Genomic DNA, 15,615 nt, shown 5'->3' on the forward strand with positions numbered 1-15,615 from the left:
AAAATGATGAGACAGCTCACTATACTTAAGTTATGGCGATTGAAGAGAAATATGGATGAAAAAACAGGAGCAAGAAAAGCAGACGCTATTCTCTGTGATACGCAGTGTTCTTGCCGCTTTGTTTGGCGTTCAATCTGACAAGAACCGTTATCAAGACTTCAAGCAGCCAACTGCATGGCCATTTATTATTACTGGGATCGTAATGATTGTGATGATGGTAGGCGCAATCATCGCCGTCGCTCAGTGGGCAACGGCAAGCCAATGATCACTCTTCTTCTGAAGAAAATTTCGCTGTCGCAAGTGAAGGCGTAAACAGAGCCAATAATTCATCGACTTTATTTCGTCCACTGCCATTGCGGCTAATAGTACGTTTCACTTTCACCACAGACAGATCTGCACCTGTGTATAAACGACGGGTTAATGCAGTATCGTGATTAGAAATGAGCACCGTGATATCACGCTCTTGTGCTGCTTTTTCTGCGACATCCGCCAAGGTTGCTTGATCGTCTAAACTAAAACCATTACCGGCATATGAGGTAAAGTTTGCAGTGCTAGACAACGGTGCATAAGGTGGATCGCAATACACTACGCAGCCTTTACGAGCACGTGAAAATGTTGTGGTATAGCCTTCACACACAAACGTGGCACGCTTAGCTTTTTCAGAAAAATAACGCATTTCCTCTTCTGGGAAATACGGCTTCTTATACGAGCCAAACGGCACATTAAAGCCGCCTTTCTTGTTATAACGACATAAGCCATTAAAACCATGACGGTTCATGTACAAGAAATATAACGAGCGCAGGTACGGATCATCACTAGCATTAAATTCTTCACGAATTTTTAAATACGCTTCTTTGTTATTATATTCAGGCGTGAATAATTTACGCGCATCTTCAATATAACGCTCTGGCTCATTTTTGAGGATGTTGTAAAGATTGATCAAATCAGGATTGATATCTGCCAGTAAGTAATGGTCATAATCTGTATTTAGAAATACAGAACCTGCCCCAACAAAAGGCTCAACCAATTTACGCGCAGGCGGTAGATGTCGTTTAATATCCTCAACGAGAGAGTATTTACCTCCAGCCCATTTTAGGAATGCACGATGCTTTTTCATTAAGCTAACCCACCACCACTAGCAATATTGTCACGAAAGGTCGCGGATTGTACCTCATTTCTACCCTCGACTGATACCAATTCACGTAAATAACTGCCCTCATGGACTTATTTTAAACGTTCTATTTCTTGCTGGATTTTTTTATACGGTTTTGGCCATGGACGTAGAGCTTTTAAATCATTCGGTAATGCTCGGATTGCGGCACGTGCCTGCTTTACCGTTTTATAATCGCCAGAAATCACAATAAACCATATTTTGCCATCACGACGTGTTTTGTAGATAGCCGCGGAAGATTGCACCTTATTCTTTTTCACAAAGGCTTTAGTTTCATTCCAACTCATCGATGCAGACAATTGAATCGCATAATGACGTGAATTCTTCGCAAGCAATGTTGTAGTATTTGCCAGCTCGATTTGGGGAGATGTCACAGGCTCTACATTAGGCTTAGTCACCTTGGTCGTTGCAGGAGCTGCAGCAGTAGACTCTGTTTTCACCACTTTTTTTACAACGGCTTTATCAAGCTGTGGGCTTGCTTCAGCTGGCTTATTTTTTTCAGTCTCTGTCGTAACAGAATCATCAGTTTTTTCAGATGTCGTAACATTATTAGATTCAACAGGTGTTGGCGTTAGCTCTGCTTTTACTTCTAACTCAGGCTCAGCAGAAAACTCTTTTGCCGCACTTTCACCTGTGCCACCCACACTTTGCTCATCTATCATGGCATCAACTAACTTTGATGGTACTACCATTCGCTGCGCTTCAGACTCTTGGCGACCCACCGTTAGCCCTTCACCATGAATAGGCATCGGCAAAGGTTTATTATCAATCACCGGATCAGTATCGTCACTTTGAGAAGTGCTTTCCGTTACCTGTGGTGTCAATGGTGTTGGTGTAGGCGTCAGCAATGAGATCGTTGTAGCTTGTGATTGATAGTAATCAATGCCAAACCAACCGACGACGGTTACGAACAAGAGTACCACCAGCCCAACCAGTAACTTCATTGGTGATAAGCGTGGTGATGAATGCGGTGAAGCCATACTATTATCCGACGATGGCAATTGCTGCAAAGCACCAGGGCGCGGCTGCGATAACGACAGACGCTCTTTTAGCTCACGGCGATCGAAAGCGCCTAATTGCTCATCACCTAGTAACATCTCACTAAACTGACTGACTTCCTCAGCACTTAGCTCACTGATTTCAAGTTCAAGTAAAGCCATCCCTGAAACTTGGGCGATATCATGCAGAGGTTTGGTGATCGTATCTGGCTCTGCAAACAATAAGATATTAATTTGCCAGCCAAATCGCTCTTCCGTACTTCTGACTAATGCCCAAAGTTCTACCAATAATTCAGGTGCAAGAAATTGTGCATCATCAACGATGATAACAAGGTTTGTTTGTTCAGGAAGTAAGTGCTTTGCACTTTGTAATAACGAGTCTTGCTCGTTAAACATCGGATTAGCATTAAATTGCTTAAGCAAATTTGAACGCTGTTGGATCAGTGTTTGCCCTTCACTACAGCTTAGTAATGCTTGCTCTGCATCTTGAGCGTATTGCTCTAAATAACGATGTGCTAGCCAGGTTTTGCCTGAGCCTTGTGTACCGGAGAGTAAAATAAGGTGTGAACTAAATCGGGTAATGAACTGTACCCGTGAAAGCAACTGGATCTGGCTATCCAGATCCATGTTTTTTGCTGCTAACGAACTACGCATGATTAATCACAACTTAGCGATTAATCACATCCTGCAATACCTCATGCGTCACATTAGACACGACTTCAGCACTGCCAATAGATGTCGGTAGAACTAATCGTAGCTGGCCTGATAATACTTTTTTATCACGCATCATATGCTTAATAAATTCATCAAAGCCCATTGCTTCAGGTGCAACGACAGGAAGCTTTGCTCGCTCATGCAGACGAATAATACGTGCTACATCGTCATTACTGATCAAGCCTTGTTTTGCTGCCGTTCTTGCTGCGAGAACTGTACCTGCCGACACCGCTTCACCGTGCAGCCAGTTGCCGTAGCCCATCTCAGCTTCAATCGCATGACCAAATGTATGACCTAGATTAAGTAAAGCTCGTACACCTGATTCTTTTTCGTCTGCTGCAACAACATCGGCCTTAATTTGGCAACAACGCGCAATGGCATAACACAAGGCATCGTTATCTAACGCTTGTAGGCGTTCAATGTTTTCTTCAAGCCAAACGAAAAAGTCGTGATCTGCAATAATGCCGTACTTGATCACTTCAGCCATGCCCGCTGCAAACTCACGTTCAGGCAACGTACGTAAACAATGGTTATCAATAACCACCGCTTTTGGCTGATAGAAAGCGCCTATCATGTTCTTACCCAATGGGTGATTCACTGCAGTTTTACCACCGACAGATGAGTCCACTTGAGAAAGTAACGTAGTAGGTACTTGAATAAAATCTACGCCACGTTGGTAACTTGCCGCAGCAAAGCCGACAACATCACCAATAACACCACCGCCTAATGCGACGATCACCACATCACGGCCATAATTACCATCAAGTAAAAATGTCATGATTTGATTAAAGGTATCTAACGTTTTGTATTGTTCACCATCAGGGAGAGAAAGTAGCGCCACTTGGCACTCTAATGAACTGATGGTATCCATTACCTGCTGTGCATACAGCGGAGCAACGGTTTCGTTACTGACCACTACGACCCGCTTTCCAGCAGGAATTGCAGATGCAAACAACGCCGAGTTGCAAAACAACTCGGCGCCGATTGAAATAGGGTAGCTTCTGTCACCTAAATTGACATTGATCCGTTCCATGGTCAGCTTCTCTCTTTAGTTGATTAACGCTCTTCCAGCATTTTGATGATTTGGTTAGCTACTACTTTCGCACTTTGATCATCAGTGCGAACAACGTAGTCTGCTACTTCTTCATACAATGGATTGCGCTCTTCTGCAAGTGCTTCCAGCACTTCGCGCGGCGTATCTGTTTGAAGTAGAGGACGCTTTTTATCGCGTTGAGTTCGAGCAAGTTGCTTCTCGATAGTCGTCTCTAGGTAAACTACGATACCACGAGCAGAAAGGCGATTACGGTTCTCTTTACTCTTAACAGAACCACCACCCGTTGCCAGAACAATACCTTGCTCTTGAGTTAGATCATCAATTACTGCTTCTTCGCGAACACGGAAACCGTCTTCACCTTCAACATCAAAAACCCAACTAATATCAGCACCTGTACGCTCTTCGATCACGGTATCTGAGTCAAAGAATTCCATATGCAGCTGCTGTGCAAGGTGTCTACCAATAGTGCTTTTGCCGGCACCCATTGGGCCGACTAAGAAAATATTTCGTTTTTCAGCCATTTTTAGCAATTTTACGCGCGGTTAATAAAACGACACCACCCGCAGGCTCTATGTATTGATAAGCCCGAGGCGCCAAGTTCCTCACATATAATTCGTGATAAGACAGAAAATTATCTCAGGTCTAACTGCCACATTGCAAGTGATAGTCACCCCCAATAGGTATTTTATTATGCCTGTCCTACCCAAAGAGGCCGCCATAATGGCTCAGCAATGGTCTAAGGTCAATCGTAATCACTTTGTTGATCTTCTTATCACTGAGCAAGACTATGGCAAAACAACAATATATCGCCCCATAAAAACAACGGATGGAACTATTTTCATAATTTTCCATCCGTCGCTTTAACAGTGTAGCCAAATTTTTATTGTTTGTTTCTCAGTACGAAAGACTACTGAAGAACAATTTTTGGTGTCACAAAGATCAGTAGTTCACGTTTACCCATTTGCTCCATCTTATGGCGGAACAGCGCACCAAGCACAGGGATATCACCCAATACTGGCACTTTACGCGTTACATTGGTCATACTGTGTTGATAAATACCACCCAGCACAACAGTTTCGCCATTATTGACTAGCACCTGAGTACCAATACGTTGAGTATCAATCGACACCGCCGTACCTTCACCGGTTGGGACATCTTCACCCTTGTTGTCTTGCGTGACTTCAAGATCTAACACTAGCTTATCATCAGGCGTGATTTGAGGTGTCACCATCAAACTTAACACGGCCTTTTTAAATGAGACTGACGTTGCACCGCTTGATGAGGCTTCTAAGTAAGGGATTTCTGTACCCTGCTCGATATAAGCGGTTTTCTTATTCGTTGTCATCAAACGTGGGCTTGAGATGATCTCGGCTTTATTTTCGGTTTGCAGTGCTGATAATTCTAAATCCAATAAGATATTACCCAACTTAGCCACTTGGAAAGCGATCGATGCCGCGCCTGCACTTGCTCCTAAATTAACGTTAAGGAAATCATCAACAGTTGCATCTTCACCTAACAGACCAGAGCTTGCCAAGTTACCTTCAATTGAGCCACCAATAGTAGTATCACCATTGACTTTCGATACCCCCCAACGCACACCTAACTCATCAATATCACCTTCATTGATTGTCACAATACGCGCTTCAATTTGCACCTGTTTAACCGGGATATCTAATGACTCTACAATGTTTTTGATACTCGATATGTTATCTGAAATATCTTTAATAATAAGTGAGTTAGTACGCTCATCAACATGCAGAGAACCACGCTCAGACAACATACCTACGCCACTGGCTTTACCGCCTAATAACTCTGCAATATCAGTCGCTTTTGCATAGTTAACTTGGATAAGCTCTGAGCGCAAATTTGAAAGCTCTTGCTGCTTACGCTTTGCTTCCATTACCTGATGCTCACTGGCTGTTAGCTCAGATTTAGGTGCAACCAGTAACACTGAGCCTCGTACACGTTTATCTAAATCTTTTGACTGTAGAATAATATCTAGCACTTGTGGCCATGGCACATCATCTAAACGCAACGTCACGTTACCGCTAACAGAATCAGAGACAACCAAGTTAAAGTCGTTGTAGTCAGCAATTAGCTGTAGCACATTACGTACTGGGATATCTTGGAAGTTAATGGAAATCGGCTTGCCTTTGTAATTGATTTTGGCATTCGATCCCGTCCCTGATACTGCTTTCTTCACCGCACGCTTTTCAATGATCACTTCTAAACGCTTACCGCGTAAGTTGTAATCATAATCGTAGCTCCCCTTCATATTGAACATAAGGCGTGCGCCTTTTGATACACGCATGGTTTCAATACTTTCAACAACGGTAGCGAAATCGACAACATCAAGGGTATAAACCATGTCATCTTTCAGCACAGTATCAAAGATATCTAACTGTAACTTATTGCCATTACGACGCAAATCCACTAACGATTGTGGCTTTTCCAGACGCACAGTTAGGACACCACGCCCTTTACCATCACGACGAAAATCAATTGCTTGAATTTGGTTATCTATCATCCCTGCCGCAGGCACAGCAGCCACACTAGGAAACGCCAATAATCCAACGCACAACAACCAAAGTGTTGCTAGATACTGGCGGCTTAACATCCACACATTCCCTTTCATAACTTATCCTTGATTACTGCTGAACTAGCGCCAGTTTCGTCGGTCGTTTAAGCCAACAACCTTTGCCATCTGGTAGCGTTTCTTCGATTTCAATTTCTTTATCACTAACGGTAACAACCTTGCCACGATTAAGACCAATATATTGTCCAGGCTTAATCTTCATTAATTCTCCTTCAGGCGTAAAAACCAGCCCCCAAAGTTGCTTGTTATTGCCGATAGCACCTTTCATCGATAATTTTTCTAAGGCGAATTCTTCTAGCTTACCTAATGGACGATCAAGCTGCGGCTGCCAACAAGCACCTGTTTCTTCTTTGGCAAGTAACTGCTCAGGAATGGGCTTAACAAACGGCACTCGTTTACTCGTCATCACAAACGTTTCGGCTTTAAACACAAATGAATCAGGTAACGGTTTCACCCGAGCCTTCGCTTCACTGTGTGTGGTAGCAATGAATTGCTCAACTGAATCATTATTGGCTTTACACCCCACTAAACCAATAACGATAGGTAATAACCACAATAGTTTTTTCATTGGTTAGCCCTCATTACCGTTAGCATCATCGCCGACATTGTGAGTTGGCGTTTTAAAGCGATAAGTCGTTGCTGATACCTTTAGCGAGAGCGTCTCATCGGGCTCACCTAACGGCTTAACTCGCCCTAACTCAGCGTTGTTCAAATTAACGATACGAGGCAATCTTGCAATCGCTTCTGCAAACTTACCGATTTGTTCATAGCTTCCGGTTAACTGCATATTAATCGGCAACTCGTAATACAATTCATGCTCAACACGTGGCGCCCATTTAATCGACTGGAACACCAAGCCGTTATTCACACCAATATCGTTAATACCTGATAGTAAGCTAGCGAGCTCTTGCTCTTCTGGCAGCTGTTCGATCATTTCATGGTAACGGCGATTGAGCTCTGCCACTTGTTCTTTAACACGTGGAAGTGCCGCTACCTGTGATGCTCTGCTAACCAATTGAGTTTTCAATGTCTGCTCTTTTTGCTTCATTTGCTCAAGCTGATCATTCATTGGACTAACCCAATACCAATAACCAAAAGCACTTAATGCAGCAGCTAAAATCAGTGCAACCAAACACTGCGGTAGTAAGGGCCATTCAGTGATTTCATCTAATTCTAATTCTTGCCAATCAGCCATTTACTTCCCCTTGCTTCCATTAGCTCTAGCGACTTTCTTGTCTTTCGGTTGCGCAAGAGAAGGATCTGTTAAATCAAACGATGCATTAAATTGAGACAACTGTTCAGACTGACTACCTTTAGTTGTCACTAATGAATGCATATCAACATTGATAAACCATTTCGACTGCTCAGCTGCACCCAGCAATGCCGCTAAGTGACCATTAGAATCACCCACACCTTTAATCCCTACACGTTCGACATTGAGGTTCAATGTTTCGAGGTAAACACCGCCCGGTACCACATTCGGTAGTTGATTTAATAGTTGTGTGACACGGTTTCGCGATTGCTGAATATCAGCAATAACATTCAAGCGCAGTTGGATCGCTTTACGTTGTTCTTCTAGCTTCGGTAAAAAGGCCAAACGTTTTTCTAACAGATCAATTTCTTTTTGAAATTGTGCATTACGCGCTTGCTGTTGTTGCTGCTGTAAATCGAGATATTTAGCTACACCATAATTACCAAGGAAGGCTAAAAAAACAGCCGATGCAATCAGCCCCATAAAACGTTGTTTATGTTTTTTACGACGTTCTTCTCGCCAAGGAAGGAGGTTTAATTTATCTATCATGCCATCCCCCGCAATGCTAAACCGGTTGCCACTGCATATTGACTAGACATATCTGCAGGTAAGGTCAGTTTCTTTGGTTGCATAAAGTGTTCAAACGGTTTTACCCACACCACTTCTAGACCAACCAACTGTTTTAATAACGTTTCTGAAATCAAAGACTGACAACCACCGGCTAGCCACAAGCCTTTAATGCTGCAGCGAGGATGAGTTGAATTATAAAGTTGGATCTGGCGTTTTAATTGCTCTGCAAATTGCTCCGTAAAACGTTCCACCTTATTTTCTTCATTTACCTCTTCTTGGAATGGGTTGTCTTCAAACTGACCAGTACCAAAGCGAATTTCACGATGATAAGCATTGCTACCTTCTGGCTTCATGCAAAATTCAGTATGGCGTTTACCGATATCAACCACACCCCACTGGGTATATTGACTACCTACTTCCGCTAAATATTCTGTTAGCCATAACAACGCATTCGTCTGCAACTCAACCACAGACGGTTTAAAGCCAACTTTCTTCAGCGCGGTAACACGGCTATCAATGGTTTCTTTGCGTGAGGCAAAAACCTGATATGGTGCAGTGGTTGCCGCTTCTGAGAAACGCTCACTCACCATTGGGTAATAATCAAACCACAGCTCTTCAACTGGGAATGGGGAAGCCGCTCCTAACGCTTGGACAATAGCGAACTCAGCCTCATCTTCATTGAGACTGGTATCAAGCTGAACGACTTTGCTGATCACAGCACTATCTGGTAAGGCTAAAGTAACGATCTTGGCTTGCCATGGCAGTTGTTTCTTTAATTGACGTATAGCTGACAACAAGGCTGTCGCATTTACACTATGCTGTTCGTTAATTACCGATTTGGTTAATTCAACCTCAGCATATGCAGTCAACTCAAACTGATCTTTTTTCTGCTGTAGCGCCACAGCTTTTATGCTATGACTGCCAATATCTACCCCAACACTTAATGGGTTCCGAAACATCCGTGTTATGCTCCCATGTGGCGAAAAAACAAACTATTTCGAATAAACACCATCAACGGCATTAATTTTCTTTTTGTTATCTTTATACTAGTAATTGAAAGATAATGGATAATGACAATTAGCACGATGGCGTAACGGGAAATCTCAAGTGAAGTTCATAAAGCGATTACTAATACTTGCATTAATTTGCATAATTCTTGGAGTTGGTACTATTTTTGGCTTTTATCTCTATGTAAAGCCAGACCTTCCAGATGTAGCAAAATTAAAAAATGTTGAACTGCAAACACCGATGCAGGTGTATAGCGCAGACGGTAAACTGATCTCACAGTTTGGTGAAAAACGACGTATCCCTCTGACATTAGATGAAATTCCTCTTCTAATGCGAGAAGCATTTATTGCAACTGAAGACAGTCGTTTTTATGAACATCCAGGGGTGGATCCTATCGGTATTGCCCGTGCTGCATTTGTTGTTCTAACGTCCGGCTCTGCACGCCAAGGTGCGAGTACCATCACCCAGCAGTTAGCACGTAACTTCTTCTTATCCAATGAAAAGAAGTTAATGCGTAAAGTAAAAGAAGCCTTTATTGCAATCCACATTGAAAAGCTGCTAACCAAGGATGAAATTCTTGATCTGTACTTGAATAAAATTTATCTCGGTTATCGCGCTTACGGTGTTGGTGCGGCAGCACAAGTTTACTTTGGTAAAAACGTTGATCAGCTAACACTGTCTGAAATTGCAGTGATTGCAGGCCTACCAAAAGCACCTTCAACTATGAACCCAATTTACTCCATTGACCGTGCAACCACACGTCGCAATGTAGTACTGATGCGAATGTTTGAAGAAGGCTACATCACCAAAGCACAAATGGATGCAGCACGCGCTGAGCCAATTGTTTCCCACTACCACGGCGCAGAAATTCAGTTATACGCACCGTATGTCGCTGAACGTGCTCGTGCATGGATGGTAAACCGCTACGGTGAAGCTGCTTACGAAAGAGGCATGAAAGTTTACACCACGATCAACAGTAAGCTTCAACTCGACGCACAACAAGCAGCAGTGAACAATCTATTAGCCTACGACCAACGCCATGGTTACCGTGGTCCTGTTGCGGTTATTTGGAAGCCGGGTCAAACGCCACTTAATGCTAATCAAATTGTTGATAAACTGAAAAACCAGCCAGTTTATGGTCAGCTAATTCCAGCTATCGTAACAAAAGTTGGTGAGAAAACAGCAAATATTGTGACGAAAAATGGTGATATTGCGGTTATCAACTGGAATGGCATGAGTTGGGCACGCAAGTTCATCTCTGACACTCGCCAAGGCGTAGCGCCTAAAAAAGCCAGCGATATTCTAACTGCAGGTCAACAAATCTGGGTTCAGCATAAGCAAAGTGTAGTGAGTGATAAAGTTGATAACGCATCGGTATCAACCAGTGAATGGCTACTAAGCCAAACACCAGCGGTCAACACAGCTTTTGTTGCAATGTCGCCAAATAACGGTGCCGTACTGGCAATGGTTGGTGGTTTTAACTACGCACAAAGTAAGTTCAACCGCGCCACCCAATCTATCCGTCAGGTAGGTTCTGGTATTAAACCATTTATTTACTCAGCAGCGATTGAGAAAGGCTTAACACTTGCAACACTGATTAATGATGCGCCAATTACTAAGTGGGACAAGTGGCAAGGTAAAGCATGGCGTCCTAAGAATGCGGATGGTAAATACGGCGGCCCTACTCGTGCTCGTATTGGTCTAGCCCGTTCAATTAACGTGATGGCGATTCGTGCGCTACGTATTGCAGGTCTAGATTTCACCATTGATTACCTCACTCGCTTTGGCTTTAAACGCTCAGACCTGCCTCGTGCAGAGCCTATCGCATTAGGTGCTGGTAGTTTAACTCCACTTGAGCTAGTACAAGGTTACTCGGTATTTGCTAACGGTGGTTATGCCGTTGAACCGTTCTTAATTAACAAGGTTGATAACAATGATGACCAGTTAATTTACTACGCAGATCCAGCAATTGTATGTAACGACGCGTGCCAAGCGAAAAACCCACAAGCGAAGATGCAAGTGGCTATGGCAACAGCTGTTGAAGATCATAAATTAGATCAACCCGCTGACAGCACTAAGCCAGCTGAAACAGAAAAGCCTACGCTGGCTGATCTTGAAAAAGTGATCACGATCCCGCCAGTTCGCTACGCACCAGAGGTGATCAGTGAACAAAATGCATTCCTTGTCCGTGAAATGCTAAACAGTAACATCTGGGGTGAGCCTGGTAAGAGTTACGGTACAGGCTGGCGCGCAAAAGTGCTAAAACGTCATGATATTGGTGGTAAAACAGGTACAACCAACAATGCGAAAGATGCATGGTACACAGGTTTTGGTCCAAATATTGTGGCGACAACTTGGGTTGGTTTTGATGATCACCGTCGTGAGTTAGGTCGCACTAGCTGGAACAGCAATTTGGGTCAAAACCAAACAACAGGTGGTGAGTTCGGTGGTAATGCGGCACAACCAGCTTGGATTAGCTTCATGCGTCAGGCGCTGAAAAATACCCCTGAGCAAGAGAAGCAAATTCCTGATGATATCGTAAAAGTGCGCATCGACCGTGCAACGGGTCAGCTATCAAACCGTGATGATGCAAGCTCTATGTATGAGTACTTCATCAAAGGGACTGAGCCAACACGCTCTGTACAGCAAGCGACATCTGAACGTCAATTTGATACAGAAACAGCAGAAGAGCTATTTTAAGTATCTTTAAAAACAAAAATAAAAAGAGCGCTCATTGAGCGCTCTTTTTTTATCTCTTCACATATGGCGTTATGCTTGAGTGTGTTTAGCAAAGACCTCAGGCATTCTTTCTTTAATGACTTCCGCCAATTTTTCATAACGCGCTTTCAGCGGTGAACCCGGACGGTAAGCCAGCGTTATTAAGCGTGTTGGCTGTGGGTGCTCTGCTGCGATATAACATACACCATCACGGCAATGCTCTTTCGGGCTTGCAAGCTGTGGCAACAAGGTGATCCCACTACCTGCCGCTACCATGTTACGCAGTGTCTCAAGGCTAGTTGCTTTAAAACGACCGTCATCACGCGCGCCTGCGGCAAAACAAAAGCCCAGTGCTTGATTACGTAAACAGTGGCCATCTTCGAGCATCAATAAGCTTTCACCATGTAGCAGCGACATATCAATCTCTTTTTCCTGTGCCCATTTATGGGTTTCAGGCACCGCAATCATCATCGGCTCATCATAAAGAGGCAATTCTATGAACGGTTCACTCTCTTTCACTGCCGCCAAGATGATGCAATCCAATTTCCCTTCTTCCAACTGCTGAACAAGTTGATGAGTTTGCGCTTCATGTAAGAACAACTCTAAATCTGGAAAGGCTTCTTTTAAGGTTGGGATGATCTGCGGCAGCAAGTAAGGTCCCACCGTAGGAATAAAACCAATATGCAGTGGTCCCGACATGCTTTCGCCTTGCACACTAGCAAGTTCAGTTAAAATTTTGACTTCAAGCAACACTTTCTGCGCTTGAGCGACTAAACTCAATCCGGCGTCAGTAAATAGGACGCGACGGCTAGTTCTTTCTAATAATGAAACACCTAGCTCATCTTCCAACTTTCTAATTTGACCACTCAAAGTAGGTTGACTGACGTAACACGCTTCTGCTGCTTTACGAAAATGTTTGTGCTCGGAAAGAGCCACAAGGTATTCCAAATCACGAATATTCATAGTTCTTCTTACAATAGGAATTAACTATTAAAACCATAGCAGCAAACGATTGGAGCTATCAAGCGTAAAATCACATAATGGCTACATCAAAACGGAGCAAGCAGTTAAACACTCCGATTGCATCAAATTGAATTAATAGTTTTTAAGGATTTACATTATGTTCGCATCTAAAGAAGGTCAGGCTATTCCTCAAGTTACTTTCCACACTCGCCAAGGTGATCAGTGGGTTGACGTAACAACAGAAGAGCTTTTTGCTAATAAAACCGTTGTAGTATTTAGCCTACCTGGCGCATTCACTCCAACATGTTCTTCTAGCCACCTACCTCGTTACAACGAGCTTGCATCAGTATTTGCTGAAAACGGCGTTGACGACATTCTATGTGTATCAGTAAACGATACATTCGTAATGAACGCATGGAAAGCAGACCAAGAAGCTGAAAACATCACATTCATCCCAGATGGTAACGGTGAGTTTTCTAAAGGCATGGGCATGCTAGTTGAGAAAGACGACCTAGGTTTCGGTGCTCGTTCATGGCGTTACAGCATGCTAGTGAAAAACGGCGTAGTTGAAAAAATGTTCATCGAAAACGAAGAACCAGGCGACCCGTTCAAAGTATCTGACGCTGACACTATGCTGAAGTACATCGCGCCTGAGCAAAAACTACAAGAATCAATCACAGTATTCTCAAAACCTGGTTGTCCTTTCTGTGCAAAAGCAAAACAGAACCTAATCGACAAAGGTCTACAATACGAAGAAATCATTCTTGGTAAAGATGCAACAACGGTTTCTCTACGTGCAGTATCTGGCCGTAGCACAGTTCCTCAAGTATTCATCGGTGGTAAGCACATCGGTGGTAGCGAAGAGCTAGAAGCATACCTAGGCTAATCGCCACACCAATAATAAGAAACAAAGCGGGTACTGACGCAAAGACGTCAGGCCCCACCCTGCACCACTCGGAGAAGTTACGATGAAAACCTTGAATGTTGATGTTGCTGTTATTGGCGGTGGTACTGCCGGTTTAGGTTCATACCGCGCAGCAAAAGCCCACACCGATAGCGTAGTCATGATTGAAGGCGGCCCTTACGGCACAACCTGTGCACGTGTTGGTTGTATGCCATCAAAATTACTAATTGCAGCAGCAGAGAGCGTTCATAACATTGAGAAGGCACCCGCATTTGGTGTGCATCCTCAAGGTGACATCGTGATCAATGGCCGTGAAGTGATGGACCGAGTAAAACGTGAACGTGACCGTTTCGTTGGTTTCGTCCTTGAAGGTGTCGATGAGATCCCTGCTGAAGATAAGATTTCTGGTTACGCTAAATTTTTAGATGATCACACCCTACAAGTCGATGATCACACCATCATTAATGCTAAACGCATTGTTATCGCGACGGGCTCTCGCCCTGCCTACCCTGGCGTATGGAACGAGCTAGACGATCGTTTAGTGGTTAATGACGATGTATTTAACTGGGACGATTTACCAAACTCTGTTGCTGTATTTGGTCCTGGTGTTATTGGCTTAGAGCTAGGTCAATCACTAAACCGCTTAGGCGTGAACGTGACTATGTTCGGTCTTGGTGGTCAAGTGGGTCCTCTGACGGATCCTGAAGTAATGGCTTACGCTAACAAAGCCTTTAACGAAGAGTTTTACTTAGATCCAAACGTGCAAGTAGAAAGCATGAAGCGTGTTGGTGATCAGGTTGAAATTCAATATGTCACTAAATCAGGTGAGCTTGCTACGATTTTGGTTGATTACGTACTGGCTGCGACAGGTCGTCGTCCTAACGTTGATAACCTTAACATTGAGAGCACAAGCTTAGCATTGGATGAGCGCGGTGTACCAACAGCTGATTACTACACCATGCAAACCTCGGTAGATTCCATTTTCATCGCAGGTGATGCAAGCAATCAAATTCCATTGCTCCATGAAGCTGCAGACCAAGCGCGTATCGCAGGTGATAACGCAGGTCGCTTCCCTGAAATTCGAGCTGGTTTACGTCGCACTAAGATTTCAGCTGTTTTCACTGATCCGCAAATTGCGATGGTAGGTGAAACGTATAAAGAAATTACCGCTCGTCTAGGCACATGCGGTTGTTTTGAAACAGGTACGGTTTCATTTGAGAACCAAGGTCGTTCACGTGTCATGCTACGTAACAAAGGTATGTTGCATGTATACGGTGAACAAGGCACAGGTCGCTTCCTTGGCGCTGAAATGATTGGTCCTGATGCAGAGCACCTAGCGCACCTATTAGCTTGGGCGCATCAAAATAAGATGACGGTAGCAGAAATGCTTGATATGCCTTTCTACCACCCAGTTATCGAAGAAGGTGTTCGTACTGCCCTACGTGATTTGAATGCGAAATTACGTTTAGGTCCAGATATGATCAAGCATTGTCTGGATTGTGGTCCAGGTTGTTAATCAACAGAACCTGCAGTCTTTGATTGGCAGAAACAAAACCACAACTACTCTCCAAATGAAAAAGCCCTCGTCATTGAAGTGACCCCCAATAGTTGGACACCAATTATTGGGGGTCTTTTATGTCCAAATATAGTCGAGAGTTAAAATGCAC

14 protein-coding genes are annotated in these 15,615 nt (G+C 43.7%); 4 read left to right on the forward strand and 10 right to left on the reverse strand.

All coding sequences use genetic code 11. The features are described 5' to 3' along the window. Positions 1-55 precede the first annotated feature (55 nt). Positions 56-265, forward strand: coding sequence for a DUF2970 domain-containing protein (locus tag E5A76_RS13655; RefSeq protein WP_023933775.1), 210 nt, complete (start codon positions 56-58; stop codon positions 263-265). Here E5A76_RS13655 and dam read toward each other — a convergent pair whose 3' ends face one another. The 9 genes from dam to pilM form a co-directional block, all read right to left on the reverse strand. Continuing rightward, positions 266-1,117 carry an adenine-specific DNA-methyltransferase gene (dam, locus tag E5A76_RS13660; protein ID WP_008988118.1) on the reverse strand — a complete coding sequence of 284 codons (852 nt, stop codon included), beginning with the start codon at positions 1,115-1,117 and terminating at the stop codon, positions 266-268. It abuts the gene before it with no gap. 107 nt (positions 1,118-1,224) lie between these two features. Then, positions 1,225-2,823, reverse strand: a complete 1,599-nt coding sequence (locus tag E5A76_RS13665) for an AAA family ATPase (RefSeq protein ID WP_161119258.1) — start codon at positions 2,821-2,823, stop codon at positions 1,225-1,227. Positions 2,824-2,836: 13 nt separating this feature from the next. Further along, on the reverse strand, positions 2,837-3,916 hold the full coding sequence (gene aroB, locus E5A76_RS13670) for a 3-dehydroquinate synthase (RefSeq protein WP_161119259.1): 1,080 nt from the start codon (positions 3,914-3,916) through the stop codon (positions 2,837-2,839). Between the two features lie 23 nt (positions 3,917-3,939). Next, positions 3,940-4,458 carry a shikimate kinase AroK gene (gene aroK / locus E5A76_RS13675; RefSeq protein ID WP_008988121.1) on the reverse strand — a complete coding sequence of 173 codons (519 nt, stop codon included), beginning with the start codon at positions 4,456-4,458 and terminating at the stop codon, positions 3,940-3,942. A 386-nt stretch (positions 4,459-4,844) separates the two neighbouring features. Further along, positions 4,845-6,554, reverse strand: a complete 1,710-nt coding sequence (locus E5A76_RS13680; RefSeq protein WP_107166779.1) for a type IV pilus secretin PilQ — start codon at positions 6,552-6,554, stop codon at positions 4,845-4,847. Between the two features lie 31 nt (positions 6,555-6,585). Next, positions 6,586-7,101, reverse strand: a complete 516-nt coding sequence (locus E5A76_RS13685; protein WP_053987497.1) for a pilus assembly protein PilP — start codon at positions 7,099-7,101, stop codon at positions 6,586-6,588. Between the two features lie 3 nt (positions 7,102-7,104). Next, positions 7,105-7,728 carry a type IV pilus inner membrane component PilO gene (pilO, locus tag E5A76_RS13690; protein WP_053987496.1) on the reverse strand — a complete coding sequence of 208 codons (624 nt, stop codon included), beginning with the start codon at positions 7,726-7,728 and terminating at the stop codon, positions 7,105-7,107. Continuing rightward, the gene (locus E5A76_RS13695; RefSeq protein WP_053987495.1) at positions 7,729-8,334 is read right to left on the reverse strand and encodes a PilN domain-containing protein; all 606 of its coding nucleotides are present in this window, start codon (positions 8,332-8,334) and stop codon (positions 7,729-7,731) included. Further along, positions 8,331-9,314, reverse strand: a complete 984-nt coding sequence (gene pilM / locus E5A76_RS13700; RefSeq protein WP_053987494.1) for a type IV pilus biogenesis protein PilM — start codon at positions 9,312-9,314, stop codon at positions 8,331-8,333. Before pilM ends, E5A76_RS13695 begins: the two co-directional genes overlap by 4 nt. Positions 9,315-9,462: 148 nt before the next feature. Here pilM and E5A76_RS13705 point away from each other — a divergent pair, with 148 nt between their 5' ends. Then, positions 9,463-12,063, forward strand: coding sequence for a penicillin-binding protein 1A (locus tag E5A76_RS13705; protein ID WP_053987493.1), 2,601 nt, complete (start codon positions 9,463-9,465; stop codon positions 12,061-12,063). Positions 12,064-12,132: 69 nt separating this feature from the next. On the opposite strand, the gene oxyR is transcribed toward E5A76_RS13705, so the two are convergent. Then, the gene (gene oxyR, locus E5A76_RS13710; RefSeq protein WP_053987492.1) at positions 12,133-13,044 is read right to left on the reverse strand and encodes a DNA-binding transcriptional regulator OxyR; all 912 of its coding nucleotides are present in this window, start codon (positions 13,042-13,044) and stop codon (positions 12,133-12,135) included. Between the two features lie 157 nt (positions 13,045-13,201). Here oxyR and E5A76_RS13715 point away from each other — a divergent pair, with 157 nt between their 5' ends. Beyond that, entirely contained in the window at positions 13,202-13,930 is a 729-nt protein-coding gene (locus E5A76_RS13715; RefSeq protein ID WP_161119260.1) for a glutathione peroxidase, read from the forward strand. Positions 13,931-14,012: 82 nt separating this feature from the next. Beyond that, positions 14,013-15,464 (forward strand): dihydrolipoyl dehydrogenase, encoded by a 1,452-nt coding sequence (locus E5A76_RS13720; RefSeq protein ID WP_161119261.1) that lies wholly within the window; start codon positions 14,013-14,015, stop codon positions 15,462-15,464. The last annotated feature ends 151 nt before the right edge of the window (positions 15,465-15,615 follow it).

It is taken from the genome of Photobacterium lucens, from assembly GCF_009873615.1.
Classification (GTDB): domain Bacteria; phylum Pseudomonadota; class Gammaproteobacteria; order Enterobacterales; family Vibrionaceae; genus Photobacterium; species Photobacterium lucens.

What these genes read in the sequence shown, in the direction of transcription:
- E5A76_RS13655 (WP_023933775.1), top strand. Translation starts at nt 56, where the DNA reads ATGAAAAAACAGGAGCAAGAAAAGCAGACGCTATTCTCTGTGATACGC.
- dam (WP_008988118.1), bottom strand. Translation starts at nt 1,117, where the DNA reads ATGAAAAAGCATCGTGCATTCCTAAAATGGGCTGGAGGTAAATACTCT.
- E5A76_RS13665 (WP_161119258.1), bottom strand. Translation starts at nt 2,823, where the DNA reads ATGCGTAGTTCGTTAGCAGCAAAAAACATGGATCTGGATAGCCAGATC.
- aroB (WP_161119259.1), bottom strand. Translation starts at nt 3,916, where the DNA reads ATGGAACGGATCAATGTCAATTTAGGTGACAGAAGCTACCCTATTTCA.
- aroK (WP_008988121.1), bottom strand. Translation starts at nt 4,458, where the DNA reads ATGGCTGAAAAACGAAATATTTTCTTAGTCGGCCCAATGGGTGCCGGC.
- E5A76_RS13680 (WP_107166779.1), bottom strand. Translation starts at nt 6,554, where the DNA reads ATGTTAAGCCGCCAGTATCTAGCAACACTTTGGTTGTTGTGCGTTGGA.
- E5A76_RS13685 (WP_053987497.1), bottom strand. Translation starts at nt 7,101, where the DNA reads ATGAAAAAACTATTGTGGTTATTACCTATCGTTATTGGTTTAGTGGGG.
- pilO (WP_053987496.1), bottom strand. Translation starts at nt 7,728, where the DNA reads ATGGCTGATTGGCAAGAATTAGAATTAGATGAAATCACTGAATGGCCC.
- E5A76_RS13695 (WP_053987495.1), bottom strand. Translation starts at nt 8,334, where the DNA reads ATGATAGATAAATTAAACCTCCTTCCTTGGCGAGAAGAACGTCGTAAA.
- pilM (WP_053987494.1), bottom strand. Translation starts at nt 9,314, where the DNA reads ATGTTTCGGAACCCATTAAGTGTTGGGGTAGATATTGGCAGTCATAGC.
- oxyR (WP_053987492.1), bottom strand. Translation starts at nt 13,044, where the DNA reads ATGAATATTCGTGATTTGGAATACCTTGTGGCTCTTTCCGAGCACAAA.
- E5A76_RS13715 (WP_161119260.1), top strand. Translation starts at nt 13,202, where the DNA reads ATGTTCGCATCTAAAGAAGGTCAGGCTATTCCTCAAGTTACTTTCCAC.
- E5A76_RS13720 (WP_161119261.1), top strand. Translation starts at nt 14,013, where the DNA reads ATGAAAACCTTGAATGTTGATGTTGCTGTTATTGGCGGTGGTACTGCC.